Genomic DNA, 21,176 nt, shown 5'->3' with positions numbered 1-21,176 from the left:
GGCGTCACGGTCGCGAAGCAGGATTGAACCGTCGCCGTTCCGGGTCGTTAGCCGACTATGACGATGACGCCCTGGACGCCCTATTGCGGGCCCGCGCCCGATCCCGTGGATGTGCTGGGACGCTGGAACGGCGATCCGGTGCTTCTGACGGTGCTGGCGGTTTTCATCGCGGCTGGTGTCTTCCTGACGATGAAGCGGCACCCCGGATCGCCGTTCTTGCTGGGCGCGGCCGGGGTGCTGGTTCTCGTCTTCATCTCGCCGCTGTGCGCACTGAGTTCAGCCCTGTTCACGGCCCGTACGCTGCACCATCTGTTGCTCCTGCTCGCTGCGGCGCCCTTGGCGGCTCTGTGGCTGCCCAGGCTGAGGGCGCCGCGACTGGCCGTGGCGACGGCTGTCCAGGCCGTCGTCTTCTGGGCCTGGCACGCGCCTGATCTCTACGCTGCGGCCCTGTCGAACGATCTGCTCTATTGGGTCATGCAACTGACCATTCTGGGCAGCGCCGTCTGGTTCTGGGCGGCGGTGCGGGCGTCCAACGCGGCCGCCGCCGTGGCGGGCCTGCTGGCGGCCATGCTGCTGATGGGCTTGTTGGGGGCGCTCATCGTGTTTGCGGGTGAGCCATTGTATGCGCCGCACTTCGCCACGACCCTGGCCTGGGGCATGACCCCGCTGGAGGATCAGCAGGCGGCGGGCCTGATCATGTGGGCGCCCGCGGCGGCGGCCTATCTCCTGGTCGCGCTCTGGCGGATCAGCGAGCTGTTCAGGAGCGGCGAGGCGGCGCGTCCGGCATGATTGACCGGTTGATCGCACAGGCGCTGGAATGGGCGGCGGGCCATCATGACGAAGGCCGCTATTCGCCGGTCGCCATCGTCTTTCACTGGACCATGGCGGGCCTGGTCTTCTTCCAGCTCGGGTGGGGCTGGTGGATGGGGCGGCTGCCGGTGGGCGGGGCCAAGGCGGCGGCCTATGACGTGCATTTCGCCATCGGTCTGCTGATGCTGATGCTGGTCATCGGGCGGCTGTCCTGGCGACTGGCGGCGCCCAATCTGATCAATGACGCGGATAAGCCGGGCTGGGAGAGCCTGGCGGCGCACATCACCCATTATGTCTTCTACATCTGCCTGTTCGGTCTGCCGCTGTCAGGATGGGCCATGATCTCCGCCACGGCGCGAGACACGCAACTGGCGGCGGCGGGTTTTATCCCCTGGCCCTTGCTGCCGATGCAGGAGGTCTCCAACACCCAGCGATGGGCGATTGAGGCCGGCGCCGAATGGATGCATTGGGCTATGGTGGCGGCCCTGCTGCTGATGATCCCGATCCATGCGGGGGCGGCGCTCAAGCACCATCTGATCGATCGGGACGACGTGTTTCACGCGATGCTGCCGGTCGCGCCGCAGCTGCGGCCGAAACGGACGCGCTGGCAGAGGCGCTGGCGGGCGTTGGAGAAACGGATTGGCCGGACAGCCACTGGGCTATGGCGCGCGCTTCTGCGTCCGTCAGCCTCTGGACGGCGGCGGCCATGACGCCGCGCGGATCGTTGCGGCGCTTGCCGGATTTCCAGCGGTCGATCTGCTCCAGCGTATAGGCGACAGGCTGGCCGGCCACGATCGGCTGGCCTTCGCCCGCGCCCTGTCCATTGGGGCCGTGACAGGATGAGCAGGCCGTGATTCCGCGAGAGGCATCGCCCGTCCGCCAGACCGGCGGAGGCGCGGCGGCTGAAGGGGAAGCGCTTTTCGACGTCGACGACGGCAAGCCGGCGTAGAAGAGGGCGACGGCGCGACGGCTGTCGGGATCGAGCCCCTTGGCGATGCGGCTCATCACATCATCCGGCCGTAGGCCGCTGGCGTAGTCCTCCATCTGTTTTTGCAGATAGCCGGCGTCCAGCCCGGCCAGGCGCGGGGTCGAGACGTCGTCGCCCTGACCCTGAAGCCCGTGGCAGGTGAAGCAGGCGTTCGCCGCTCCGCCCGCGCCGCCGCTCATGGCGATGACCTTTCCCGAAGACGAGAAGACGCGGTCGGTTTCGCCGGGCGCGGCGTCGCACGCGACAAGTCCGGGCCCGGTCAGGATGAGGCCGAGAAGCGTGAGGGGAGGGAGAGCGCGCACCCTGTCCCAACACCGACTTATGGTCTCGGTTCCGGGGCGGGAACCCCTCAGGCTGCGAAGGATTGGGTTCTGGTGAAGCTGGAGAGGGGCGGGATGCGATCATGTTCGGACGATGCGGACCATAGGGACCTTGCTGCTGGCGACGGGGCTGTGCGCCGCCGTGACGGCCTGCGCCGACAAGGCGAATGCGCCGCGCCCGCTGGCTCAGGCCGATGCAGCACAGGGGCTCAGACTGATCGAACGTCATGGCTGCGCCGCCTGCCATGCCATACCGGGCGTTCGGTGGCCGCAAGGCCGTACGGGCGGGGATCTGACAGGTGTGGCGTCGCGACCGATGATCGCGGGACGACTGCCCAACCAACCCGGGGTGATGGCGGCTTTTGTTCGGGACGCGCCAGCCCTGCTGCCCGGTACCGGAATGCCGCCCATGCCTCTGACCGACGCCGAAGCCCGCGATGTGGCGGCCTATCTCTATACGCTCGATGACGATTGAGACGCCCGCCGTATTGAGCGGCTGGCCGCCGCCTGTGCTGGACCCGGCCGGCCCCTTCGCAGGACCGGTGGCCACCGTCGCCTGGGTCCTGTTCGTCATGGGCGCCGTGGTGCTGACCCTGGTGCTGATCGCGCTCGGCGTCGCCCTGTTCGGACCACCCAGATGGAAGCGGCGGGTCGCGGGCGAGAAGCTGGTCTGGATCGGCGGCCTGGCCTTTCCCGTCGTCGTGCTGACCGGCCTTCTGATCTACGGGCTGAGCGTGACAGCCCGCGTGGCTGACGCCCCGCGCCCCGGCGAAATGCGGGTGCGCGTCACGGGCGAGATGTGGTGGTGGCGAGTGGCCTATCTCGATGATCAGGGCCGCGAAATCGTTCAGGACGCCAATGAAGTCCATATTCCCGCCGGTCGTCCGGTGGTTCTGGAATTGGAAAGCGCGGATGTGATCCACAGCGTCTGGATTCCGCGTCTGGGCGGCAAGACGGACATGATCCCCGGCCGGCGCAACTTCATGCGTCTGCAGGCCGACGCGGCGGGCGTCTATGCGGGCCAGTGCGCGGAATATTGCGGCGGCCCCCACGCCCTGATGGGACTGGTGGTGGTGGCCCATTCGCCGGCTGATTTTGCGGCGTGGCGTCTCAAACAGGCCGCTCCGGCGGCGGTGTCGGGCGTGCCTGGCGCAGCGGTGTTCACGGCCTCGGGCTGCGGCGCTTGCCACACGATCCGGGGGACGGAGGCCAATGGTCTGGCTGGGCCGGACCTGACCCATGTGGGATCGCGGCAGACGCTGGGGGCGGGCATCCTGCCCAATAACCAGGGCACGATGGCGGGCTGGATCGCCGACAGCCAGGGCATCAAGCCCGGCAACCGCATGCCTTCCTATTCCGTCCTGAGCGGACAGGAGCTGCGAGATGTCGCGGCCTATCTGGAAAGCCTGAAATGACGTCGGAAACCGGCTTCGACGTCGACAAGTACGACCGTTTCCCGACCACGGAACCCCGGCCCGCGGGGGAGCTGGAGCAGCTGGAACAGGCCTGGTGCGGGCCACGCACGCCGTGGGAATGGATCACGGCGACCAACAACAACATCATCGGCGTCTATTACGTCGGCGCGGCCATGCTCTTCTTCGTGCTGGCGGGGGTCCTGGCGCTGCTGATGCGGACGCAGCTGGCCCTGCCGATGACGGGCTTCCTGGCCCAGGACACCTACAACCAGATCTTCACCATGCACGGCACGGTGATGATGTTCCTGTTTGCGGTGCCGGCCGTCGAGGCTTTGGGCGTTCTGCTGTTGCCGCAGATGCTGGGGGCGCGCGACCTGCCGTTTCCACGCCTGGGGGCCTACGCCTTCTGGGCCTATCTGATCGGAGGGCTGGCCTTCTTCTGTTCGCTGTTCTTCGGCCTGGCGCCGGACGGGGGCTGGTTCATGTATCCGCCGCTGACCAGCATGACCTATTCACCCGGCATCAACGCCGACTTCTGGCTGCTGGGCATCGGCTTCATCGAGATTTCGGCGATCGCGGGGGCCATCGAGATCATCGTCGGGGTATTGAAGACGCGGGCGCCGGGCATGACCCTGGACAAGCTGCCGGTCTTCGCCTGGGCCATGCTGATCTTCGCCTGCATGATCATCATCGCCTTCCCGTCCATCATTCTGGCGACCCTGTTGCTGGAGCTGGAAAGGGCGCTCGGCTGGCCCTTCTTCGACCCGCTCAAGGGCGGCGACCCGATGCTGTGGCAGCACCTTTTCTGGTTCTTCGGCCACCCGGAGGTCTACATCATCTTCCTGCCGGCGGCGGGGGCCATGTCGACCATCATTCCGGCCATGGCGCGCACGCCTCTCGTCGGACATCCGCTGGTGGTCATGGCCATGCTGGCGACGGGCTTCATCAGCTTCGGCGTCTGGGCCCACCACATGTTCACCACGGGCATGCCGCAGATCAGCATCAACTATTTCAGCGCGGCCTCCATGGCGGTCAGCGTGCCGGCGGGGGTTCAGGTCTTCGCCTGGATCGCGACCATGGCGGCGGGCCGGATGCGGTTCTCGACGCCGGGTCTGTTCGCCGTCGGCGGCATGGTCATCTTCGTCATGGGCGGGCTGACAGGCGTCATGGTCGCCATGGTGCCCTTCGACTGGCAGGCCCACGACAGCTATTTCATCGTCGCCCACCTCCATTACGTCCTGATCGGCGGCATGGTCTTCCCGCTGTTCGCCGCCATCTACTATTGGCTGCCCATGTCCAGCGCGCGGCCCCTGAGCGAATCTTGGGGGAAGTGGATCTTCTGGCTGATGTTCGCCGGGCACAACCTGGCCTTCATGCCCATGCACCTGACCGGGCTGATGGGGATGCCGAGGCGGGTCTATACCTACCTGCCAGGTAGAGGCTGGGATCTGCCCAACTTCATCTCGACCATCGGCGCCTTCATGTTCGGTCTGGCCGTCCTGCTGTGGGTCATCGACATGATCCGCAACTTCCGGCCGTTCGGCCCCCGCGAGGCCGGCAACATCCACGACGGTCCAGGGCTGGAGTGGCTGCCCAGCGGCTTCTATTCGGTCCGGTCGATCCCGGTGGTGAAGAGCCTCTATCCGTTGTGGGATCAGAAGGGGCTGGCGGAAGACGTCGCAGCGGGCCGCTATTTCCTGCCGGGCGCGGCCCGGGGCGAGCGTCAGACCCTGGTGACCAGCCCATTGAACGCGGAGCCGCAGTATGTGCTGCGCATCCCTCGTCCTTCAGGCTGGCATCTGTTCGGCGCGGTCTTCACGGCGGGCTTCTTCCTGATCCTGACCATCCAGGCCTATGCCGCCGCCGTCGTCAGCGGCGTGCTGGCCATCTATTGCATCATGCGCTGGTGCTGGTTCCTGGACGCGCCGCATACGCGCAAGACGACGGAGATCGGTGCGGGCATCCGCGTGCCCAACTATGTATCTGGGCCGTCCAGCCACGGCTGGTGGGCCATGGTGATCGTCCTGATCGTCGGGGGGATGGTCTGCCTGCTGGCCGGGTTCTCCTATGTCTTCCTGTGGAGCCGACGGCCGGACCTGTGGCAGGCCCCGCCGCCTATCAGTTCGCTCCTGGTTTCCGTCGGCTTGCTGGCCGTGGCCGGCCTCTGCGCGCTCGCCGCGCCGCGGGCCGTGAGAGTGGCGCGCGACGGCGCGGTCTCGGCGGCAACAGGATTGCTGGTGCTGGCCTCCGCCGGGGTGATCGCGGCTTCAATCGTGGAGGGGCGGGCGTGGTGGACGACAGGCTTGCAGCCGGACTTCTCCAGCCAGGGCGCTTCGGTCTACGCCCTGCTGAGCTGGGCTGGGACCTTCGCCGCCATCGGCGGCCTGATGGGGCTCTATGTCGTACTGAGGCGTTTGTTCGGTCGCCTGGCGGCGGAGCGTCCCTCGACGGTGGACCTGATCGGCCTCTTCCTGGCCTTCACCGCAGCGCAGTCGATCGGCGTCATCCTCCTGGTTCGCCTGTTCCCGGGCAGCGGCCTATGACGCGCTGGCTGAGGATGACCGGCGGTCTGCTGATCTGGGCGGCTCACTTCATCGGTCTCTATCTGATGTCCAGCGCGGCCGACGTCTGGTCGTCGAGCGAGGCTGCCGGCGCGCGTTGGATGGGCCTGGTCTTCAGCCTGGGCTGTCTGGTCGCGGTCATCGCCATGGCGGTCTGGCTCGGGAAACAGCAAGGTAAGGGAGGTCCGGAAGCTTGGGAACGGCGCGTGGGTCTGACAGGCGTTCTGGTCGCCGGCGTCAGCATCCTGTGGCAGACGGTTCCGCTGGCGTTCTGAATCCGGGCAGGCGGATATCGGCCCGACCAATCTTCGGCCAGAAGAGCCCCGGTTTGGAAGTGTCTATCTGGGAGGCGTCGATGACCAGCCCCGCCGGTCCCCAGGCTGCGGAACCTGCCTAGCGACACGGGTCCGGGAACCTGGAGGACCGCGTGATGCTCAAGAGCCGCCAGTCCCTCTTTCAAATCCGTCCCGGGCATAGTCGCATGTGGCTGCGAGGCGGCAGTCCAGGTAGCGCAGTCCGGCGAGCATGAAGTGAAGGCCTTATAGACAGGCTCCGGGTCAAACCCGCCCGCCATCGTCCGGCGCCCACAGTCGGTCACTTCCGCACCAGAACCCAGGATCAGGCTCCTCCGACCCGCGCCCGCTGACGGCCAGCGCCCAGACCCGCGTTGCAGGTGCGGGCGCTCGCCGTCAGGGGACGGCGGCCGAGTTCGACCGCCGTGAGATTACCGGGCGAGACCCATCGCCTCTGCGTTGATCGCAGCATCCGCTATCGTGGTCAGATCCTCATCGGTCTGGGATTCTTCCTGCAACGTCTCGTCAAGCAGGGCGGCGGCGTCATTCAGTCCGAGCACCAGGGCCCAGCGTTTAAGCGTGCCATAGCGGGTGATCTCGTAGTGTTCGACCGCCTGGGCGGCGGCGAGGAGGCCGGCGTCCAGCGCAGCGGTGTCTTTGTACTCCTCAGCGATTTCGTCCCCCTCGGCAAGAATCCCGTCGATGGCGTCACAGGTCTTGCCGCGGGGCGCCTTGCCGATGATCTCGAACACCTGCTGAAGGCGCTCGATCTGACCTTCAGTCTGGTCCTTGTGTTTCTCGAATGCGGCCTTGAGCTCGGGCGACTGGGCGGCGCGAGCCATCTTGGGCAGGGACTTCAGGATTTTCCGCTCGGCGTAGTAGATGTCGCGGAGCGTGTCGTGGAACAGATTGTCGAGCGTTTTCTCAGCCATGATTGAATCCTTGATTGTGCGCCCAGTGCGCCGGACCGCAACGGTTTCCCGCTGGATCGGCTCCAGGCGCCGCTGTTCTGTCCTGTATGCGACCCGGCGTCAGTGCGACGCCTTTGGGGGGGAACCCCTTGCGCAGGCCGTCTCTCCAGATTTTTCAGCTTCCCGCTGCTCGATAGGGTCGGGGCCGACCCTCTGCGGCGCGGGGGGTCAACTTAACGCACAGACCTGCATGGGGTGGTCGGAGCTGGGTCACGCCGCCTCGACCAGGGCGTCGTCGCTCGCCTCGGCGCTGGGGTCGCCTGTCGATAGAACCGGAGCCGATGAGCGTGCAGCGAAGGCTTGCGGCTTTGCCGACGCGATGGGCCCGGACGTGAAGACGTAGAAGCCGCGATCAGCCAACGCGGCGAAGAAGTCGTCATCATAAACCCCATCCGCAGACATCGAATTCCCCTGTCTCCTTGCTGTTCAGTCGGGAGGCGGTAACTCGATTGGGCGCAGCACGTTCCATAAGCCCGATAGGCGACCCAAGGGGTCGCGTCAGTTGACAGTCAAAACGCCTCCGGCGCGCTCAAGCGGCGCCTCCGCGCCCGTCATTCTCGGATCGGGCCGCTTCTCCTGATTTCTCAAAAACCCTGTCAGAGCCGTGCCGAGGTAGACGAGCAGCAGCAGCAGCAAAAGGAGGCCGGTGAAGCGGAGCAGCCGCCGAGGGTTGCGCAGGACAGGGGGCTTGTCGGCGGGTTTCATGCGAGGTCGGTCCTTGGAGCAGAGGCGGCGGCTTGGGTTTCAAGCCTCGAAAGGCGGCGCCTGTTCCCGATAACTCCGATCCCGCTCCTGCCGTCAGGCGCTCGGAACGGCTTGGCGAGCGGCGCGCTAATCCAGGCAGTCACGGCGCTGGATCCGACGCGGGATCACGCCCGGAACCGATGAGGACCGATATGAAATTCTATGAGATCATCGTCGCCGACGCCCATGGCGCCGAACGGAGATTGAAGGTGCCGTCCCCGACGGACGCCCAGGCCGTAGACGCGGCCGCGCCCCTGTTGAAAAGCGGCGAATCCATACTCTCGATCCGCCAGACGCCCGACGATGGTCTCCAGCAGACGGACGGTCCCCCGCCCAAGACCCAGGCCGGGGAACTCGCGCCGGCGACGCCGGGCATGGCGGCGCGACGCGACGCGCCGTGATCCAGGAGGTCTGTCGCCCGGCGCTGAGTCTCTCGGGCCGGAGGGAATGAAGATCCGGATCGGCACAGCAGGCTGGGCCATTCCGGCGGAGGTGAGAGGCCGGTTTCCGGTCACGGGCGGCGGGCTGGAGCGCTACGCCGCGCGCCTCGGCGCGGTCGAGATCAACACGACCTTCTACCGCCGCCATCGCCCAACCACGTTCGCGCGCTGGGCCGCCGCGACGCCTCGGGACTTTCGCTTTTCGGTCAAGGCGCCGCGCGAGATCACCCACCTTCGGAAGCTGGAGAACTGCGACGACCTGCTCGCGGAACTGGCCAGCGATCTGGAGAGCCTGGGCGACCGACTGGGCCCGATCCTCGTGCAGACGCCGCCGAGCCTTCTCTTCAACGACGCCAGGACGGCGGTCTTTCTGGACGCCTTTCGGGCTCGCTTCGACGCGCCGGTCGTCATCGAGCCCCGTCACCCGTCCTGGTTCACGGAAGCGGCGGATAGACTCCTCGCTGACCACGGGGCGGCGCGCGTCGCAGCGGACCCGGAGCCCGCGCCAGGCGCGGGCCTGCCTGGCGGCGATGGATGCGTCTATTTCCGTCTTCACGGCAGTCCGGCCATGTATCGGTCAGCCTATGAACGGGACCGGCTCGAGATCATTCGCGACATGGTGCTGGCTTGGGGAACGCGTGATCGCGATCTCTGGGTCATCTTCGATAATACCGCCCTGGGAGAGGCGGTCGGTGACGCGCTTGCGCTCGCGCAGATGACGGACGGCGCCTAGTCGTCAGCCTGGAGAGCCTCCACACGAAGGTGGAGGAGGGGCTTCTGCTGTCGTCGGAGGCTAAGGCGGCGGCGCGTAAGATGATGGACGGGACCAAGGCTTCCTCGCACAGCGTCGTCCTGGTTCCGCGCCTTGAGAGAGGCTTAGCCGGGCGGCTGCTCGAACGGGCTGGCGGAGCGAGCGCGCGGGCCGTCTGACGCTTTCCGCGAGCCCAGATTCCCGGCGTTCGCCGGGCGCAGTCCCAACGGCGCTCCGAGACGCGGACCCTGTGTCGGCTTTCGGACAGTGAGCCTGCCCGCCCGTCGCGCCGGGCTCCGAGGGCCTTGGCGCCGCGCCCGCGCCCGGTCGGAGGAAACCCGATGGCGTCGGAGGCGCTTTGTCCTCCATATCAATCAGGAGCTGACCAACATGCGCCACGCCTCGATCCTTGTCGCCGCCGCTGCTGCCGCCGCCCTTCTGTCCGCCTGCAGCCCCCGGGACGGGAATGAAGCCGTCAACAAGGCCCAGGACGCGGTGTCCGCGCCGGTAGGCCAGACCTCGGCCGCTACGATGGGAGCAAACCTGGTCAGCGCCTATGTGCCGGCCGCAGCCATGGGGGACATGTATGAAATCCAGGCCGCCGATATAGCGCTGGATCGAGCCAGCCGGGCCGACGTCAAGGCCTTGGCCCAGATGATCAAGACGGATCACACCGCCGCCAGCGCGGCGTTCAAGGCGGCCGCCTCAACCGCGGCCCCGAACGTGACCCCGCCTGCGGAACTCGATCAGCGGCGCAAGGGGCTGATCGACAATCTGAGGTCGGCGGGCGTGGCCGATTTCGACAAGGTCTACATCGATCAGCAGGTCGCGGCTCATCAGGAGGCGGTGACCCTGCACCGCGGCTTCTCGGACAACGCGGAGGCGCCCGCCCTGGCGACGCACGCGCGCACCGTCCTGCCCAAGATCGAAGCCCATCTGCAGAAGGCCGAGGAAGTCCAGAAGTCGATTTCCGGCGAATAGCATGGCCCCCAGGCTGAAGGTCTTTGAATGGTCGGACGGCTTCCATCGTTTTACGGTGGCGGCCGCCTCCCGGCCCAAGGCCCTGGCCGCCTGGGGCATCCAGCAGGACATCTTCGCTTCGGGCCTCGCCAGGGAAGCCCCGGAAGCCGAGGACGCCGAAGCGGCTCGGGCGCGACCCGGAGAGGTCGTCGAGCGGGGGCTGACAGTCGATGTCGGGAAGGCCGGTCCCCGAGCGGCGCGCGTGACGGCGCGCAAAGGGCCGACCGCCGCCGAGAAACGTCGCGTCGAGCGCCTTGCAGACGAAATGGAGGCGCTCGAGCGGGCTTACGCCGACAGCGCGGAGGCTGTTCGGGCCGAGATGAGAAGCCTCGAAGCCCGGGCCGTCGAAGAGAAGACGCGGTTTGACCAGACGCGGACCAAGCTTGTTCGCGACCTCGCCAAGGCGCGCGAAAAACTATGAGCCGCAGGGCGGCCGCGCCGCCCAGGAACCGGAGAGAACCCATGCAGACGCAGCCGAGAAGCACTGACGCGAATATGGCGTCGACAGGATTTCTGAACGACGACGTCCACGACGGGGATCATGCCTCGTCGTCCATCCAGGCGGTCATGATCAACCGGCCCCGATCCGAGCTCTACGCCTTCTGGCGCGAGTTCCGGAATCTTCCCCTTTTCATGGCTAATGTCCTGTCCGTCAGCAGCGACGGACGCGACTGGGTCATTGCCGGGCCCGGCGGGATGGATGTCGAACTGGAAACCGAGATCGTGGAGGACCGACCGGGCGAAAAGATCGCCTGGCGCTCGACGGAGGCGGCGGACATCGATCACGAAGGCTGGGTCGAGTTCCGCGACAACGCCTTCGGGCGAGGGACCGAGGTCAGGGTCATGATCAGCTATGACCCGCCGGCCGGCGCCGTGGGCAAGCTCGTGGCCAAGGTGATGCAGCGCGAACCGCGCGTCCAGGCCCGACGCGAGCTTCGCCGTTTCAAGCAACTGATGGAGACAGGCGAGGTCTCGACCTCCCGGGCTCCCGACGCCGCGCCGCGCGGCTGATTATTCAAGGACGAAATTCATGCGCGCACTGACATGGCACGGAAAACATGATGTTCGGGTGGACACGGTGCCCGACCCCGAGATCATCAATCCCCGGGACGCCATCATCAAGATCACCGCCACGGCCATTTGCGGTTCGGATCTGCACCTCTACGACAGCGTCATCCCGGGCATGCACCGCGGCGATATTCTCGGCCATGAGTTCATGGGCGAGGTCGTCGAGGTGGGGCGGGGCAATACGAGTCTCAGGATCGGGCAGAAGGTGGTGGTGCCCTTCGTCATCGCCTGCGGCCAGTGTTTCTTTTGCGGCAAGGAGCAGTATTCGGCCTGCGACAACTCCAACCCGGCCGACAAGTCCGATGCTTCCGAGGTGGCCTATGGCTACCCCGCCGCCGGGCTGTTCGGCTACTCGCACCTGACGGGCGGTTACGCAGGCGGGCAGGCGGAGTATGCGCGCATTCCCTATTCGGACTTCGGGCCCATCGTCGTGCCTGACGGCATCGAAGACGAGCGCGTGCTCTTCCTTTCGGACATCTTTCCGACGGGTTGGATGGCGGCTGAAAACGCCGGGATCGAGCCGGGCGACACGGTCGTGGTCTGGGGCTGCGGCCCGGTCGGGCTGTTCACGATCAAGAGCGCCATCCACATGGGGGCGGCGCGGGTGATCGCCATCGACCACCATCCGCGCCGCCTCGCCCTGGCGAAGCAGAACGGCGCTGAGGTCCTCAACTATCATGAGGTCAAGATTCTTGAGGCCCTCAAGGAAATGACGGCGGGCATCGGCCCCGACGCCTGTATCGACGCGGTGGGCATGGAGGCGCACGGTTTCGCTCCGGACAACATCATCGATGCGGTCAAGCAGGAGACGAAACTGGGAACGGACCGCCAGCATGTCCTTCGCGAGGCCATCATGGCCTGCCGCAAAGGCGGCCGCATCTCCATGCCGGGGGTTTACGGCGGGATCGGCGACAAGCTGCCGATCGGCGCCTTCATGCAGAAGGGGCTCACCCTGAAAACCGGTCAGACCCATGTGCAGAAATACCTGCCCAAACTACTGGCGCTTGTGATGGACGGCCAGATCGACACCACGGACCTGATTAGTCATCGCTTGCCGCTCGAGGAGGCCGCAGCGGCCTACAAGAATTTCCACGACAACCCCAATGAGTGGACCAAGGTGGTCCTCAAGCCCTGATGGCGAGAGTGTTCAGGCGGCGCCTTCTGAACAGTGCCCGCCATTAAGACGGCGGATCGCCGCAGCCGCGTCGCCTGCCTCTGCCTGGCGGAGGGAACGCCTTTGGCGGATGAACCATTGAGGAAGCGGGGCAGTGATGCGCTCCATCCTTCGGCGGGCAGGCGTCGCCTCCAAAACGCGCGACGCCTGCCAGTCCCGACCTCAGGGGCCGGCCCCCGAGTTTCCATAGAGACGACGTGGCCAAGGGGCAGGCCCGCACGCTCCAGGGGCCGGGTCAGGCGGTTCATGAGCTTGGGTTTGGGCGCCTGACGCCATGCCGGCCCAGAAGCGAGCCTCAATTTCTTGAACTTGGAGAGGAAGCCATGTCTGACCGCTTTGAAGACGCCCCGTCCGAACACACGGGCGGCCCAGCTGCGATCAGGGCCCGCACGCCCGTCAGGGACGCCGAGGGAGCCGCATACTGACGGTCCTCCTCTCAGGCCTGGGGCTTACAGCGATCGGCTTTGCGATCGTCTGGGCCTTTTGGGCCGGCCCCTTTGCTCAGGCTCCGGTCGACAATGGCGCTCAGGTCGAGGACGCTGCGGCCTTCCGGGACAGCGCGACGCAAGCCCCAAATGAGATGACAAGTTCAGGCGTCGAGTGAGACCGTGCTTTCAACCAGGACGCACTGTGACCGTCGTGGCTCATGGGCGACATCCAGGACAGGCGGCGGGCGTTTGTTCCTGCCCCTGATCCGCAGGTTCCCGGTCAGGGTCGCCCCGATTTTTGAAAAACCGCGCAGCTCGGCGGGGCCGTTATTGGAGTTGTCGAATGCGCGGATGACTGCGCGAACAAAGGGTTGGAGGCGCAGGCCCAGCGCTTTCCCGGCTCGGTCAGCCCGATTGTCCGCGCAAGGGAAAACGCGACAAGGCCGAGGCCTGTGACAGAGCGCGGAGCCGGAGTCTGCCGGCGGGCTCTGTGGGAAATGCGTGAGATCGCGGCGGCCGCCTCATTGACGGACAGCCCCATGACCGATCAGGAGGCTCTCCACACGCTTTCGGCCATTGCAGCCTGGGTCGAGGCGGAGGCTCCCAGAGACGGCGCAGCCTGTCGGGCGGTCATCCATCTTGTGATCGAGTTGACCGGGGCGGTCGACATCGAAGCCCTGGATGATGGGGAGGCGCAGACTCTTTTTCACCAGGTTGAAGAAGAGCTCGGAGCCTCTAGCCGAGCCTGACGCGGGGCGTGTCCGCATCGCGGTCAGCTGTCATGGCGTTCAGGCCAGCCTGTTCCGGCGCGCTGGGGCATTGAGCGTAACGCGGCGGCGGCGAGGCTGAAGACGAAACCGGTCTCCCGGCTCGCCCATCGCTCCGCCAGGGATTCGGCGGCGAACCTCACGTCTTCGATCGGCCGCGGCGTGCTGGAAGGAGTGAAGGCGTTCGGCGGCGCGCTGTCTTGGAGGGCCGCCGGTTGCCGAGGACCCTCTATGCGCCAAGCACTGTTCCCGATCTGTTCCCTTTCTGCTACGCGTCGGTCATGGGAATCGCGACGCCTCGCAAGATCATCCATGTCGATATGGACGCCTTCTTCGCCTCGGTGGAGCAGAGGGACGATCCTGCGCTGCGCGGCCGGCCGGTGGCCGTGGGCCACGCCGCTTCGCGCGGCGTGGTGGCCGCCGCCAGCTATGAGGCGCGCAGATTCGGGGTGCGGTCGGCCATGCCGTCGAGCACCGCGCTGAGGCGCTGCCCGGAGTTGATCTTCACGCCGCCCCGGTTCGACGTCTATCGCGCCGTCTCGGCCCAGATCCACGCCGTCTTCGCCGACTACACGGATCTGATAGAGCCGCTGTCGCTTGACGAGGCCTATCTCGACGTCACCGCCAACCTCAGGGGGCTGCCGACAGCCACCGCCACCGCTGATGAGATCCGCGCCCGCATCCTGGAAGAGACGGGGCTGACGGCCTCGGCCGGGATTTCCTACAACAAATTCCTGGCCAAGCTGGCCTCGGATCAGCGCAAACCGAACGGCCAGTTCGTGGTGGCGCCGGGCCGAGGAGAGGCCTTTGTCCGGGATCTGCCGGTCAAGCGCTTCCATGGCGTCGGCCCGGTGACGGCGGAGAAGATGACCCGGCTGGGCATCGAAACGGGGGCGGACCTGCGTCGCCAGTCGCTCGCCTTTCTCCAGCATCATTTCGGCAAGTCGGGCGCCTGGTACTACGCTATCGCCCGAGGCGAGGATCATCGGCCGGTCAATCCGGACCGTGAGCGCAAGTCCAGCGGCTCGGAGACCACCTTCGCGCGGGACCTCGTTGAGCCAGCGGCGATCGAGGCCGGCGTCGAGGAGATGGCCGACGAGGTATGGGCCTGGTGCGAGAAGGCCGGTTCGCTAGGGCGGACCGTGACGGTGAAGGTCAAATGGGCCGACTTCCAGCAATCGACGCGCCGCCGGTCCTTCGCCGAGCCCGTCGCATCGAAAGCCCGCCTCAGGGAGATCAGCCGCCTGCTAGTGCGGTCGCTCTATCCGCCTGCCAGGGGGATCCGCCTGGTCGGGGTCACCATCTCCAATCTCGAGAAGGCGACGGCCCAGCCCGCTGTGGGCGAACTGGCGCTGTCATGACGGCGGTCCAGGCCGACCTGTTCGGCCATGTCCCTGCGCCGACGACGAAACCAGACGGGTTCGACTACCGGCCCGACGTTTTGACCGCTGATGAGCAGGCTGAGCTGGCGTCGGAGCTCCAGAGTCTGAGCTTCAAACCCTATGAGCACCTCGGCTACCTCGGCTTCCGGCGCATCGCCGCCTTCGGACGGCGCTATGACGTGGAACGGGGCAGGCTGGATGTCGCCGATCCGTGGCCGGATTTCCTGGAGGACTTGTTGGCCCGTCTTGCCGAGCGGGTAGGCGTGAAGCGCGGCGACTTCGTTCAGGCCCTCGTCAATGAATACGCCCCGGGGGCCGGGATCGGCTGGCATCGGGATCGGCCTGTCTATGGCGAGATTCTCGGCGTCTCTCTGCTGGCTCCCTGTGTGATGCGCCTGCGCCAGAAGGATGGGACGGGGTGGCGCCGGTCAGCCGCGCCGCTGGAGCCCGGGTCGGTCTATCGGCTTTTCGGCGAGGCCCGGCGGGAATGGGAGCATTCGATCTTGCCGATGACGACGCTGCGATACTCGATCACCTTCAGGACGCTGGCCTGAACAATCAGGCCCGGCATCCTGGGATTTCGACCGCTTCGGCAGGTGGAGACGCGTTATCAGGGCTGGTCTCGGCCGCCAGATGTCCCTCGGGGGTCGAGCTCAAGCGGGCCGGGCGAGGACGTTGGACGTGGGATCGCCGTGAGGCTCGCCTTGTCCTGCCGTCGGTGGTTTCGGACCACGACGAACGCTTCAGGGGCGTCGGGGCGGAGTCGTCTGGAAGCGTTCAAGCCGCCGACGCCGCCCGCGCGTCCCGGCAGTGCGTCAGCTTGCACGAGAGCGCGGCTCAGGAATGGGCGGCTTTCGGACCGTCGTCGCGGAAGCGCCACTTCATGACCAGAACGCCTGACGCCATCGCCAGGGCGCAGGCGTTAGCGATCGTGACCGGCCATGCCTCTGTCATGACGCCGTAGATCACCCAAAGGATGAAGCAGGTGACCGTCAGTGCGTAGGTCTTCAAACTGACAGCCGAGGCGTCCTTCTCCTTCCAGATCTTCAGCCCTTGAGGCGCAAAACTGGTGATGGAGCAGACGGCCGCCGCCGAGCCCACGATATTCGCAACGAGTTCGCTCATCAAACCGCAACGTGCCCGTTTAGCCGCTGTTCCTCTGAGTTCAGAAGGTCGCCTATCACTCTGACGGCGTGGTCGCATCGCTCCGTATTGGACGGGAGCCGGTCTTCGGGTTCTAGGCTTTAGCCTGCAGCGTCTCGTGGTCCTGCTCGCGGAGCCAGTTGTGAGCCTTTGTCGCCGCTATGGCGCCGTGGCCCATGGCGACGCTGATCTGATCCAGACCTTCCACCACGTCTCCGGCGGCGAAGACGCCGGGAACGCCGCTATCGGCGACGCCGGCGGCGGACACGCAACCGGCTCCGGTCAGACCGATGCCGAGCTGCTCCGCCAGAACTGACCGTGGCCGACACCCCAGGGCCGGATAGATGACGTCGAACTCCAGAAGCGCGCGCCCTTCAAGCCGGACGCCGATGCGGTCCGCACCCGGTTCCAGAGCGAGTAGGGCGCCCGTTTCCACGCTGACGCCAGATGCCGCCAGCTCCTGCACCTGGGCGGGGGAAACCTCAGGATGGCTGAGGGGCATCAGGGTGACGTCGTCGGAGTATTGCCGGAGGAAGAGGGCTTCGGCGGCGCCGTTGCTATCGCAGCCGATCACGCCGATCCGTCTGTCCGTATGCTCAAAGCCGTCGCACACCGGGCAATAGCGCAGCACGCCCGCTCGGATCGCCGCCTCATGGACAGCGTCCGGCAGATCGACCTGATTGAGCTCTATGCCGGTGGCGAGGATGACCGCGCGGCTGGCTCGCGTAGAGCCGTCCTTGAGCCGGAGGTGAAATCCGTCGGCGACAGCGTCGATCATGACCACTCCGGCCTCCTCGACGGCGGCGCCGTACTGGACGGCATGGCGCGTCATCCGGGCGATCAGTTCCGGTCCGCGAACTCCGTCCGGAAATCCCGGCGCATTGTGGGTTAGAGGAATCCTCAGCGCGCGGCTCTTGCCGTCATGCAGAACCAGAATGTCCCGACGATATCGCGCCAGATACAGGGCTGCGGCCAGGCCAGCCGGGCCGGCGCCGATGACGACGACATCGCGTCGAGCATTCAGTTCTGCGGCCACGTCTTTGCTCTTCTCGAGTTGATACGCCAGCGAACAAAGCACGCAGGGCGAGGTTGCGTTCCCAGCGACCACAGCCTTGCCTTAAGGACTGGGTGAGGACCCCGGCCGGGTCGGTCACAAGGGTGCGCGAGGTCGGAACGGGCCGGGAGGCGACGGCATTAGATCGGCATGTTAGCGCGCCGCCTGACGTCGCGCGCCTCCTCACAAGGATGACCCGATGACAGATCGCCTCGCCATGCAGGATCCACGCAGCCAGTACCCCCGACCGCCTTTTCCCCGCCAGCCGCAGCCTGAGCCGGGGCTGGCGGGCCGCATGAGCCCCAGGCCGGATCACGGCGAAGACAGCTATGTCGGCCATGGTCGGCTAAAGGGGCGCAAGGCCCTGATCACGGGCGGAGATTCCGGCATAGGGCGGGCGATCGCCATCGCCTTCGCCCGCGAGGGCGCTGACGTGGCGATCGGCTATCTTTCGTCCGAGGAGGCGGACGCCAGGGAGGTGATCGCCCTGATCGAGAAAGCCGGGGTCAGGGCGCTGGCGTTGCCGGGCGACATCCGCGACGAGGACTGGAACGCGACCATGGTCGAGCGCGTCGTCGAGGCCTTCGGCGGACTGGATATTCTCGTCGTCAACGCCGGCCATCAGCAATACCGAGAAGACGTGTCAAAGGTCTCGACAGAGGATTTCGACGCGACGATGAAAACCAACCTCTACGGGCTGCACTGGCTGTGTCAGGCTGCGGCGCCGCACCTGCCTCCGGGGGCGTCCATCATCACCACCGCCTCGATACAGGCCTATGAGCCGTCGGACATCCTGCTGGACTACGCCACGACCAAGGCTGGTATCATCGCTTACACCAAGGCCCTGGCCAAACAGATGATCGACAAGGGCGTGCGTGTGAACGCCGTAGCGCCCGGGCCCTTCTGGACCGTGCTGCAGCCCAGCGGCGGCCAGCCCCAGGAGAAGGTCGAGCAGTTCGGCGCCCATAGCGCTTTCGGCCGTCCGGGACAGCCCGTGGAGATCGCCCCTGTCTATGTGTTGCTGGCCTCACAGGAAGCCAGTTTTGTCACGGGAGAGGTCTGGGGTGTGACCGGCGGGGCGGGGGTCGGGTGAGACATCCTAAAAGCCGGGTGGTCGACAGAGAGGAACAGCAAGGCTGGGTCGACGTTGGCTCCAGGCACGCTTGAGACTGCGCGGTTCAGCGACGGCTTACGGAAGGCGCATCGCGTCGAAGTACGACGCCGGAGATGAGGGGGAAGGATGGAAGCTGCGGTTCACGGGGCTAAATCGGAGCTGAGCTATCTCGCGGATCTCGGCCGCGCCTTCGGCGGGGCCCTGCTGTTCAGTCTGCCCCTCCTGATGACGATGGAGATGTGGGCGCTGGGCGTGTCCGCGCCCCCCTTGCGACGCCTCGCCTTTGTTCTCGGGGCGCTGCCGGTGCTTTACGGTCTCGCGCATTACGCGGGCTTTTCGGCGCGCAGGGGTCTGATGAACAACACCCTGGACACCTTGGTCGCGCTCGCCGTCGGCTATGTGACCTCAGCCGCGCTCCTGGCTCTCTTCAATGTCCTTGATTACGCTTCCCTGACCTCGGCGACCGGACAGATATCCCTTCAGGCGGCGCCGGCGGCTCTGGGCGCCCTGGTGGCCCGCCGCCAGCTTTCCGGCGACGGAGAAGAAGGGGGAGAGGACGAGGCCTCCTACCCGGGCGAGCTCTTTCTCATGCTCGCGGGTGCGCTCTATTTCGCCATGAATCTCGCGCCGACCGAGGAAATGCGACTGATCGCCTATCTGACCACGCCGTTGGGCGCTCTGGGGCTGATGGTCGTCTCCATGGTCCTCCTGCATGTCATCGTCTTCGAAGCAGGCTTTGCGGGCCAGGAAGAGAAGGAAACGCCGCTTCGCGCCTTCCTGCACTTCACCCTGCCGGGCTACGCTCTCTGTCTGGCGGCGAGCTTCGCCATGCTGTGGGCCTTCGCCGCTGTCGATGGGCATGGGGCGGGCGCGGTCGTGGCTAATGTGGTCGTGCTGGCTTTCCCGGCGGCTCTGGGGGCCGCGGCGGCCCGGCTTCTGGTATGAGGATGATGACCAGGATGAAGAGCCGCAAAAAATCCGACGGGGCGACGCTATCCCGGTTGCAGGGCTTGTGCGCCCTCGTGGGTCTCGTCGTCACCCTGGCCGCAATCGTGGTGCTCGCTCGGTCCGCATTCGCTCATCAGTCGCCGCCGGATCTCTCTGTCAGACCGGAAGCCCCTCGGCCCGTCGCATCGGGTTGGGCTGTGGAGGTCAGGGTGCTCAACAAGGGCGACATGACGGCGGCCGCTGTCGAGATAGAAGGCGAATCCGAAGGGGAGCGGGCGCGGGCCAGCCTCGACTACGTGCCTGGGCGCGGTGAAAAACGGGTGACCCTGGTGTTTTCCTCCAGTGTGAAACCCCAGGCGCGCGTCCGGGTCATGGGATGGAGCGATCCCTGAGACATGGGAGAAGCCAGCGGCCTGCCTTGACGGCGCCTCTTCCGGCAGGCGCCGAAGCCCTGAGCTTTTCAGGCGGCAAGCCGCATCTCTTGCCGGACTGGGCGTGGATGGACGTTGCGAGGCAGGTCAGCGATCGGTCGCCTCTTACCCCGCCGTGCCGAGCGCTCGACGCTTCAGCGCCGCACCTTGGCCCGGGTCTCGAGTTCGCCGACGCGACGTTCCAGATAGGTCCGGTCATCCGCCGACGGGGCAAGGCGTTCATAAGCCGCAGCGAGTCGGTCAAGGTCGCCGTGCTCGATGCGCAGTTGCGTCTGGGCGGCGGTGGAAAGGCCCGAATAAGGCAAGCCCCGAAGCACGGCGTCCAGACGAACGCGCGGTGTCTGGACCGGTGTCCCGCTCCCGTATCCCACGTCGCCGACGCGGGCGTCGAGGGCGTCCAGCCGGAAGTCGAGGTCCTCGCGTTCGCGAGCCGTGATCTGGCCATCGCGCAGATATCCCGCTTCGACCTGGATCAGGGCGGCGTAGTCGCCCTTGAGCCGCGACCCTTCCGTACGGCTCAGGCGACGCGCCGACACGGCTGTATCGACCCGACGGTCAAAGTCCGCCTTGCCGGCGACGACCGAAGCGACCTCTGACGAGGGGTCGGCATAGCGGCCGTCCGCGAGCACGCGGGCCAGGGCTTCGTAGCGGCTGGCCAGGTCCGCGCGTTCTTCCGCTGTAAAACGACGATCAGATCCATAGCGGGTTTCGAGATCCACAAGCGCCGCATAGTCGCTCTTGAGTCGGGTTCCGGTCGTTTGATTGATCGCGCCGGAGCGGACATCAGAATCAATACGAGCGGTGAACTGGTTGCGTTGGGTCAGGAGCGGCGTGCGTCCTGCCGCCCATTGGGCTTCGATCGACGTCGTAACGCCCAATCGGTCGCCGAAAAGCGCGCCAAGAATGGCCCCGATCCGTTCCTGCTGCTGGGAAGGCGCGTCGCCGGTGTTCTGAGCTGCTGCTGGGCAGGCGACGAGAGCGACAGCGACAGCGACAGCGGCGGCGGGCAGACAGCGGATTGAGGTCATGGTGTGCTCGTCAAGGTGAAGGTTCCGCGATGAACGGCTCTGCGTGCTGTCGGTTGCTCCCGGGCCTCCGACAAGCGGGCGGGAACTTCGCAGCGCCGGGCGACGCTCCACCCGTATGAACACCCTAGCCGCCTTTCTCCTTGTCTTCGTCTTCGCGGTTCCGGTGGCTGTTGGACTGGTCCTCGCCGGCAATGTCTTCAAACGCTTCGGGCGAGGTTGGAGTGTGGGACGAGACGGAACATGAACTATGTTCTGATTGCGCTTTGCCTGCTGTTTACGGCCGTCGCCGTGGCGGCCATCAGGCATAGCCGCCGTCCCACGGCAAG

The 21,176-nt window shown here is 66.3% G+C and carries 24 protein-coding genes and 1 pseudogene; 18 read left to right on the top strand and 7 right to left on the bottom strand.

The window, feature by feature from the left end; translation table 11 throughout:
- Positions 1-57 precede the first annotated feature (57 nt).
- A complete protein-coding gene (locus DXK21_RS10300; RefSeq protein WP_211306012.1) occupies positions 58-789 on the top strand; it encodes a cytochrome c oxidase assembly protein in 732 nt (243 codons plus the stop codon).
- Positions 786-1,520 (top strand): cytochrome b, encoded by a 735-nt coding sequence (locus DXK21_RS10295; protein ID WP_114817693.1) that lies wholly within the window; start codon positions 786-788, stop codon positions 1,518-1,520. Before DXK21_RS10300 ends, DXK21_RS10295 begins: the two co-directional genes overlap by 4 nt.
- Here DXK21_RS10295 and DXK21_RS17135 read toward each other — a convergent pair.
- Positions 1,516-1,977, bottom strand: a pseudogene (locus DXK21_RS17135) (c-type cytochrome); the annotation flags it as partial. The gene DXK21_RS10295 and the pseudogene DXK21_RS17135 sit on opposite strands and share 5 nt — an antisense overlap.
- A 235-nt stretch (positions 1,978-2,212) precedes the next feature.
- Here DXK21_RS17135 and DXK21_RS10285 point away from each other — a divergent pair.
- Genes DXK21_RS10285 through DXK21_RS10270 form a run of 4 tightly spaced genes read left to right on the top strand, consistent with a single transcriptional unit; the run spans position 2,213 to position 6,369 of the window.
- Positions 2,213-2,593 (top strand): c-type cytochrome, encoded by a 381-nt coding sequence (locus DXK21_RS10285; protein ID WP_114817691.1) that lies wholly within the window; start codon positions 2,213-2,215, stop codon positions 2,591-2,593.
- Positions 2,583-3,533, top strand: a complete 951-nt coding sequence (locus DXK21_RS10280) for a cytochrome c oxidase subunit II (protein ID WP_114817690.1) — start codon at positions 2,583-2,585, stop codon at positions 3,531-3,533. Before DXK21_RS10285 ends, DXK21_RS10280 begins: the two co-directional genes overlap by 11 nt.
- Complete coding sequence (locus DXK21_RS10275; RefSeq protein ID WP_114817689.1) at positions 3,530-6,076, top strand: cbb3-type cytochrome c oxidase subunit I; 2,547 nt, start codon at positions 3,530-3,532, stop codon at positions 6,074-6,076. Before DXK21_RS10280 ends, DXK21_RS10275 begins: the two co-directional genes overlap by 4 nt.
- Positions 6,073-6,369, top strand: coding sequence for a hypothetical protein (locus DXK21_RS10270; RefSeq protein WP_170136958.1), 297 nt, complete (start codon positions 6,073-6,075; stop codon positions 6,367-6,369). Before DXK21_RS10275 ends, DXK21_RS10270 begins: the two co-directional genes overlap by 4 nt.
- Positions 6,370-6,818: 449 nt before the next feature.
- Here DXK21_RS10270 and DXK21_RS10265 read toward each other — a convergent pair whose 3' ends face one another.
- The 3 genes from DXK21_RS10265 to DXK21_RS10255 all read right to left on the bottom strand — a co-directional run bounded on the left by DXK21_RS10265 (position 6,819) and on the right by DXK21_RS10255 (position 8,063).
- Positions 6,819-7,319, bottom strand: a complete 501-nt coding sequence (locus DXK21_RS10265) for a YciE/YciF ferroxidase family protein (RefSeq protein ID WP_114817687.1) — start codon at positions 7,317-7,319, stop codon at positions 6,819-6,821.
- 249 nt (positions 7,320-7,568) lie between these two features.
- Positions 7,569-7,760 carry a hypothetical protein gene (locus DXK21_RS10260; protein WP_114817686.1) on the bottom strand — a complete coding sequence of 64 codons (192 nt, stop codon included), beginning with the start codon at positions 7,758-7,760 and terminating at the stop codon, positions 7,569-7,571.
- A 96-nt stretch (positions 7,761-7,856) separates the two neighbouring features.
- Positions 7,857-8,063 carry a hypothetical protein gene (locus DXK21_RS10255; RefSeq protein WP_211306011.1) on the bottom strand — a complete coding sequence of 69 codons (207 nt, stop codon included), beginning with the start codon at positions 8,061-8,063 and terminating at the stop codon, positions 7,857-7,859.
- 191 nt (positions 8,064-8,254) lie between these two features.
- Here DXK21_RS10255 and DXK21_RS10250 point away from each other — a divergent pair, with 191 nt between their 5' ends.
- From DXK21_RS10250 to DXK21_RS10210, 9 genes are all read left to right on the top strand, one after another.
- Positions 8,255-8,503 (top strand): hypothetical protein, encoded by a 249-nt coding sequence (locus DXK21_RS10250; protein WP_114817685.1) that lies wholly within the window; start codon positions 8,255-8,257, stop codon positions 8,501-8,503.
- Between the two features lie 46 nt (positions 8,504-8,549).
- Entirely contained in the window at positions 8,550-9,275 is a 726-nt protein-coding gene (locus tag DXK21_RS10245) for a DUF72 domain-containing protein (protein ID WP_114817684.1), read from the top strand.
- A gap of 408 nt (positions 9,276-9,683) precedes the next feature.
- Positions 9,684-10,274: a DUF4142 domain-containing protein gene (locus DXK21_RS10240; protein WP_114817683.1), complete on the top strand. Its 591-nt coding sequence runs from the start codon at positions 9,684-9,686 to the stop codon at positions 10,272-10,274.
- 1 nt (position 10,275) lies between these two features.
- Complete coding sequence (locus tag DXK21_RS10235) at positions 10,276-10,734, top strand: hypothetical protein (RefSeq protein ID WP_211306010.1); 459 nt, start codon at positions 10,276-10,278, stop codon at positions 10,732-10,734.
- 74 nt (positions 10,735-10,808) lie between these two features.
- Positions 10,809-11,324: an SRPBCC family protein gene (locus DXK21_RS10230; protein ID WP_245945183.1), complete on the top strand. Its 516-nt coding sequence runs from the start codon at positions 10,809-10,811 to the stop codon at positions 11,322-11,324.
- 19 nt (positions 11,325-11,343) lie between these two features.
- Complete coding sequence (locus tag DXK21_RS10225) at positions 11,344-12,516, top strand: zinc-dependent alcohol dehydrogenase (RefSeq protein ID WP_114817681.1); 1,173 nt, start codon at positions 11,344-11,346, stop codon at positions 12,514-12,516.
- Positions 12,517-13,522: 1,006 nt separating this feature from the next.
- Positions 13,523-13,732, top strand: a complete 210-nt coding sequence (locus tag DXK21_RS10220; protein ID WP_162790630.1) for a hypothetical protein — start codon at positions 13,523-13,525, stop codon at positions 13,730-13,732.
- A 299-nt stretch (positions 13,733-14,031) separates the two neighbouring features.
- Positions 14,032-15,111, top strand: coding sequence for a DNA polymerase IV (gene dinB, locus DXK21_RS10215; RefSeq protein WP_114817679.1), 1,080 nt, complete (start codon positions 14,032-14,034; stop codon positions 15,109-15,111).
- Positions 15,108-15,686, top strand: coding sequence for an alpha-ketoglutarate-dependent dioxygenase AlkB (locus tag DXK21_RS10210; protein WP_114817678.1), 579 nt, complete (start codon positions 15,108-15,110; stop codon positions 15,684-15,686). The genes dinB and DXK21_RS10210 overlap by 4 nt, the downstream gene beginning before the upstream one ends.
- Positions 15,687-15,969: 283 nt before the next feature.
- Here the strand turns inward: DXK21_RS10210 and DXK21_RS10205 are convergent, their stop codons facing one another.
- Together DXK21_RS10205 and DXK21_RS10200 are read right to left on the bottom strand one after the other, a co-directional pair.
- Positions 15,970-16,257: a SemiSWEET family sugar transporter gene (locus DXK21_RS10205; RefSeq protein WP_114817677.1), complete on the bottom strand. Its 288-nt coding sequence runs from the start codon at positions 16,255-16,257 to the stop codon at positions 15,970-15,972.
- A 112-nt stretch (positions 16,258-16,369) separates the two neighbouring features.
- A complete protein-coding gene (locus tag DXK21_RS10200; protein ID WP_162790629.1) occupies positions 16,370-17,311 on the bottom strand; it encodes an NAD(P)/FAD-dependent oxidoreductase in 942 nt (313 codons plus the stop codon).
- A 217-nt stretch (positions 17,312-17,528) separates the two neighbouring features.
- Between DXK21_RS10200 and DXK21_RS10195 the strand changes: the two genes are divergently transcribed.
- The 3 genes from DXK21_RS10195 to DXK21_RS10185 all read left to right on the top strand — a co-directional run bounded on the left by DXK21_RS10195 (position 17,529) and on the right by DXK21_RS10185 (position 19,783).
- Positions 17,529-18,422 (top strand): SDR family oxidoreductase, encoded by an 894-nt coding sequence (locus tag DXK21_RS10195; RefSeq protein ID WP_114817675.1) that lies wholly within the window; start codon positions 17,529-17,531, stop codon positions 18,420-18,422.
- A 147-nt stretch (positions 18,423-18,569) separates the two neighbouring features.
- The gene (locus tag DXK21_RS10190; RefSeq protein WP_114817674.1) at positions 18,570-19,388 is read left to right on the top strand and encodes a TIGR02587 family membrane protein; all 819 of its coding nucleotides are present in this window, start codon (positions 18,570-18,572) and stop codon (positions 19,386-19,388) included.
- A gap of 14 nt (positions 19,389-19,402) precedes the next feature.
- Entirely contained in the window at positions 19,403-19,783 is a 381-nt protein-coding gene (locus tag DXK21_RS10185) for a hypothetical protein (protein WP_162790628.1), read from the top strand.
- A 173-nt stretch (positions 19,784-19,956) separates the two neighbouring features.
- Here DXK21_RS10185 and DXK21_RS16520 read toward each other — a convergent pair whose 3' ends face one another.
- Positions 19,957-20,973, bottom strand: coding sequence for a hypothetical protein (locus DXK21_RS16520; RefSeq protein WP_162790627.1), 1,017 nt, complete (start codon positions 20,971-20,973; stop codon positions 19,957-19,959).
- Positions 20,974-21,176 lie beyond the last annotated feature (203 nt).

This window comes from Brevundimonas bullata (genome assembly GCF_003350205.1).
GTDB lineage: Bacteria > Pseudomonadota > Alphaproteobacteria > Caulobacterales > Caulobacteraceae > Brevundimonas > Brevundimonas bullata.
This window is presented reverse-complemented; position numbering and strand designations above follow the sequence as displayed.

Coding starts and splice junctions, on each gene's coding strand:
- DXK21_RS10250 (WP_114817685.1), top strand. CDS start 8,255: ATGAAATTCTATGAGATCATCGTCGCCGACGCCCATGGCGCCGAACGG.
- DXK21_RS10275 (WP_114817689.1), top strand. CDS start 3,530: ATGACGTCGGAAACCGGCTTCGACGTCGACAAGTACGACCGTTTCCCG.
- DXK21_RS10270 (WP_170136958.1), top strand. CDS start 6,073: ATGACGCGCTGGCTGAGGATGACCGGCGGTCTGCTGATCTGGGCGGCT.
- DXK21_RS10240 (WP_114817683.1), top strand. CDS start 9,684: ATGCGCCACGCCTCGATCCTTGTCGCCGCCGCTGCTGCCGCCGCCCTT.
- dinB (WP_114817679.1), top strand. CDS start 14,032: ATGGGAATCGCGACGCCTCGCAAGATCATCCATGTCGATATGGACGCC.
- DXK21_RS10295 (WP_114817693.1), top strand. CDS start 786: ATGATTGACCGGTTGATCGCACAGGCGCTGGAATGGGCGGCGGGCCAT.
- DXK21_RS10285 (WP_114817691.1), top strand. CDS start 2,213: ATGCGGACCATAGGGACCTTGCTGCTGGCGACGGGGCTGTGCGCCGCC.
- DXK21_RS10205 (WP_114817677.1), bottom strand. CDS start 16,257: ATGAGCGAACTCGTTGCGAATATCGTGGGCTCGGCGGCGGCCGTCTGC.
- DXK21_RS10220 (WP_162790630.1), top strand. CDS start 13,523: ATGACCGATCAGGAGGCTCTCCACACGCTTTCGGCCATTGCAGCCTGG.
- DXK21_RS10230 (WP_245945183.1), top strand. CDS start 10,809: ATGGCGTCGACAGGATTTCTGAACGACGACGTCCACGACGGGGATCAT.
- DXK21_RS10185 (WP_162790628.1), top strand. CDS start 19,403: ATGAAGAGCCGCAAAAAATCCGACGGGGCGACGCTATCCCGGTTGCAG.
- DXK21_RS10265 (WP_114817687.1), bottom strand. CDS start 7,319: ATGGCTGAGAAAACGCTCGACAATCTGTTCCACGACACGCTCCGCGAC.
- DXK21_RS10225 (WP_114817681.1), top strand. CDS start 11,344: ATGCGCGCACTGACATGGCACGGAAAACATGATGTTCGGGTGGACACG.
- DXK21_RS10245 (WP_114817684.1), top strand. CDS start 8,550: ATGAAGATCCGGATCGGCACAGCAGGCTGGGCCATTCCGGCGGAGGTG.
- DXK21_RS10210 (WP_114817678.1), top strand. CDS start 15,108: ATGACGGCGGTCCAGGCCGACCTGTTCGGCCATGTCCCTGCGCCGACG.
- DXK21_RS10235 (WP_211306010.1), top strand. CDS start 10,276: ATGGCCCCCAGGCTGAAGGTCTTTGAATGGTCGGACGGCTTCCATCGT.
- DXK21_RS10280 (WP_114817690.1), top strand. CDS start 2,583: ATGACGATTGAGACGCCCGCCGTATTGAGCGGCTGGCCGCCGCCTGTG.
- DXK21_RS10255 (WP_211306011.1), bottom strand. CDS start 8,063: ATGAAACCCGCCGACAAGCCCCCTGTCCTGCGCAACCCTCGGCGGCTG.
- DXK21_RS10190 (WP_114817674.1), top strand. CDS start 18,570: ATGGAAGCTGCGGTTCACGGGGCTAAATCGGAGCTGAGCTATCTCGCG.
- DXK21_RS10195 (WP_114817675.1), top strand. CDS start 17,529: ATGACAGATCGCCTCGCCATGCAGGATCCACGCAGCCAGTACCCCCGA.
- DXK21_RS10300 (WP_211306012.1), top strand. CDS start 58: ATGACGATGACGCCCTGGACGCCCTATTGCGGGCCCGCGCCCGATCCC.
- DXK21_RS10260 (WP_114817686.1), bottom strand. CDS start 7,760: ATGTCTGCGGATGGGGTTTATGATGACGACTTCTTCGCCGCGTTGGCT.